Origin of the sequence: Mucilaginibacter inviolabilis, from assembly GCF_011089895.1 — a bacterium.
Taxonomy (GTDB): domain Bacteria; phylum Bacteroidota; class Bacteroidia; order Sphingobacteriales; family Sphingobacteriaceae; genus Mucilaginibacter; species Mucilaginibacter inviolabilis.
The window spans coordinates 2,506-5,788 of record NZ_JAANAT010000009.1; the positions used below are offsets into that span (position 1 = coordinate 2,506).

At 48.9% G+C, this 3,283-nt stretch carries 2 rRNA genes; both read left to right on the plus strand.

The annotated features are described in order from the left end of the window. The first annotated feature begins 76 nt into the window (after positions 1 to 76). Positions 77 to 2,957, plus strand: a 23S ribosomal RNA gene (locus tag G7092_RS30445). 203 nt (positions 2,958 to 3,160) lie between these two features. Then, positions 3,161 to 3,272: ribosomal RNA gene (rrf, locus tag G7092_RS30450) — 5S ribosomal RNA — on the plus strand. The last annotated feature ends 11 nt before the right edge of the window (positions 3,273 to 3,283 follow it).

The following is a 3,283-nucleotide window of genomic DNA, read 5'->3' on the forward strand; positions in this document are numbered from 1 at the left end:
GAATCCTGAAGTCCTGACTCTACGGACAACTAACTAAAATAAAGACATACCTTGCGGCGCAAAAGGCGCAAGAGTAGAAGAAAGTAAGAAAGGGTACACGGGGGATGCCTTGGCTCTCAGAGGCGATGAAGGACGTGATAAGCTGCGATAAGCCGCGGGGATCAGCAAATATGACTTGATCCGCGGATTTCCGAATGGGGAAACCTAACTATCTGAAGGATAGTTGCATAAATGCGCGAACCTGCTGAACTGAAACATCTAAGTAAGCAGAGGAAGAGAAAACAATAGTGATTTCCAGAGTAGTGGCGAGCGAAATGGAAGAAGCCCAAACCTGTTATGTTACGGCATAGCAGGGGTTGTAGGACCACAACATGAATATCAAAATGAACCGGAACGGGGTGGGAAACCCGGCCATAGAGCATGAGAGCTGCGTACGGGTAAGTAATGATAGGATAGTGGTATCCTGAGTACCGCGAGGTCGGAGACGCCTTGTGGGAATCTACCAGCACCATCTGGTAAGGCTAAATACTCCTGAGAGACCGATAGTGAACCAGTACCGTGAGGGAAAGGTGAAAAGAACCCCGAACAGGGGAGTGAAATAGAACCTGAAACCGTGTACTTACAAGCGGTCGGAGCATAGTAATGTGTGACGGCGTGCCTTTTGCATAATGAGCCTACGAGTTACTCTTCCCTGGCAAGGTTAAGTGTTTAAGACACGGATCCGAAGCGAAAGCGAGTCTGAATAGGGCGTATAGTCAGGGGAGGTAGACGCGAAACCTTGTGATCTACCCATGGACAGGTTGAAGGTGCCGTAACAGGTACTGGAGGACCGAACCGATAAACGTTGAAAAGTTTCCGGATGATTTGTGGGTAGGGGTGAAAGGCTAATCAAACTGGGAAATAGCTCGTACTCCCCGAAATGTTTTTAGGAACAGCCTGGCGGTTGAGTTATAAAGAGGTAGAGCTACTAATTGGGTGCGGGGGAGTCAAATCCTACCAAATCCAGATAAACTCCGAATGCTTTATAATATACGCTGGAGTGAGGCTCTGGGTGCTAAGGTCCAGGGCCGAGAGGGAAAGAACCCAGACCATCAGCTAAGGTCCCCAAATTACTGCTAAGTTGAACTAACGAGGTCCGATTGCACAGACAGCTAGGATGTTGGCTTGGAAGCAGCCATTCATTTAAAGAGTGCGTAACAGCTCACTAGTCGAGCGATCGGGCATGGATAATAAACGGGCATCAAGCAGTATACCGAAGCTATGGATTTGCAGCAATGCAACTGGTAGGGGAGCATTCTATATGCCGGCGAAGCAGGAGGGACAACCGACTGTGGAGGTTATAGAAAAGCAAATGTAGGCATAAGTAACGATAAGGCGGGAGAGAAACCCGCCCACCGAAAGACTAAGGTTTCCTGATCAACGCTAATCGGATCAGGGTTAGTCGGGGCCTAAGGTGAAGCCGAAGGGCGTAGCCGATGGACAACTGGTTAATATTCCAGTACTTTTTATAACTGCGATGCGGTGACGGAGTAGTGACACTGACGCGAACTGACGGAATAGTTCGTTAAAGGCCGTAGGTATATGGACTGTAGTTAAGTACGCAGACCATGCTGAAAGCTGATAGTACTTGAAACCTTCGGGGGACGAGATAGTTCAGGTAATCAGACTTCCAAGAAAACCCGCTAAGCTTCAGGTTATAAAAACCCGTACCGTAAACCGACACAGGTAGTCGAGGAGAGAATCCTAAGGTGCTCGAGTGAATCATGGCTAAGGAACTCGGCAAAATGGCCCTGTAACTTCGGGAGAAGGGGCGCTGGCAGCAATGTCAGCCGCAGTGAAAAGGCCCAGGCGACTGTTTAACAAAAACACATGGCTATGCAAAATCGAAAGATGACGTATATGGCCTGACACCTGCCCGGTGCCGGAAGGTTAAGAGGGGATGTTAGTCGCAAGGCGAAGCATTGAATCGAAGCCCCGGTAAACGGCGGCCGTAACTATAACGGTCCTAAGGTAGCGAAATTCCTTGTCGGGTAAGTTCCGACCTGCACGAATGGTGTAACGATCTGGGCGCTGTCTCAGCCATGAGCTCGGTGAAATTGTGGTATCGGTGAAGACGCCGGTTACCCGCAACGGGACGGAAAGACCCCATGCACCTTCACTACAACTTAACATTGATATCGGATACAGGATGTGTAGGATAGGTGGGAGACTGTGATCCAGCTTCGCTAGGAGTTGGTTAGTCAACGTTGAAATACCACCCTTTCTGTATTTGGTGTCTAACCCTGCATTGCGGGGGACATTGTTTGGCGGGTAGTTTGACTGGGGTGGTCGCCTCCAAAAAGGTAACGGAGGCTTTCAAAGGTAAGCTCAGTACGCTTGGTAACCGTACGTGGAGTGCAATAGCATAAGCTTGCTTGACAGTGAGACAGACAAGTCGAGCTGGGTCGAAAGACGGATATAGTGATCCGGTGGTTCTGCATGGAAGGGCCATCGCTCAAAGGATAAAAGGTACGCTGGGGATAACAGGCTGATCTCCCCCAAGAGCTCATATCGACGGGGAGGTTTGGCACCTCGATGTCGGCTCGTCACATCCTGGGGCTGGAGAAGGTCCCAAGGGTTGAGCTGTTCGCTCATTAAAGTGGCACGCGAGCTGGGTTCAGAACGTCGCGAGACAGTTCGGTCCCTATCTGTTGTGGGCGTAGGAAGTTTGAGTGGGGCTGACCTTAGTACGAGAGGACCGGGTTGGACTAACCTCTGGTGAATCTGTTATGGCGCCAGCTGTATTGCAGAGTAGCTACGTTGGGAATAGATAAGCGCTGAAAGCATCTAAGTGCGAAACTAGCCACAAGATGAGACTTCCATTGAGGGTCGTAGGAGACTACTACGTTGATAGGTTACAGGTCTAAAGGTGGTGACATCATAGCCGAGTAATACTAATTGCCCGAAGCTTTCTTCAGATAGAAAAACGTGCGGGTATGGCAGCAATGCTATACCCCACCAAAACAAAAACAACAAAGTCTGTTGTTTTCTCGAAATTCAATCACTTCTTTCAATAATATGTCATTGTTGAATAAGTCCATAGTCGATGGTCAATAGTCCATAGTCAGAAATGACTTGGAACTAAAAACTAAAGACTCAGAACTTACAACACTAAAAACATTCAGGTGCCTATATCGGCGGTGTCTACCTCTTCCCATTCCGAACAGAGAAGTCAAGCCCGCCAGAGCCGATGGTACTGCGGTAAAACGTGGGAGAGTAGGTCGGTGCCAAATCTTATCACCTT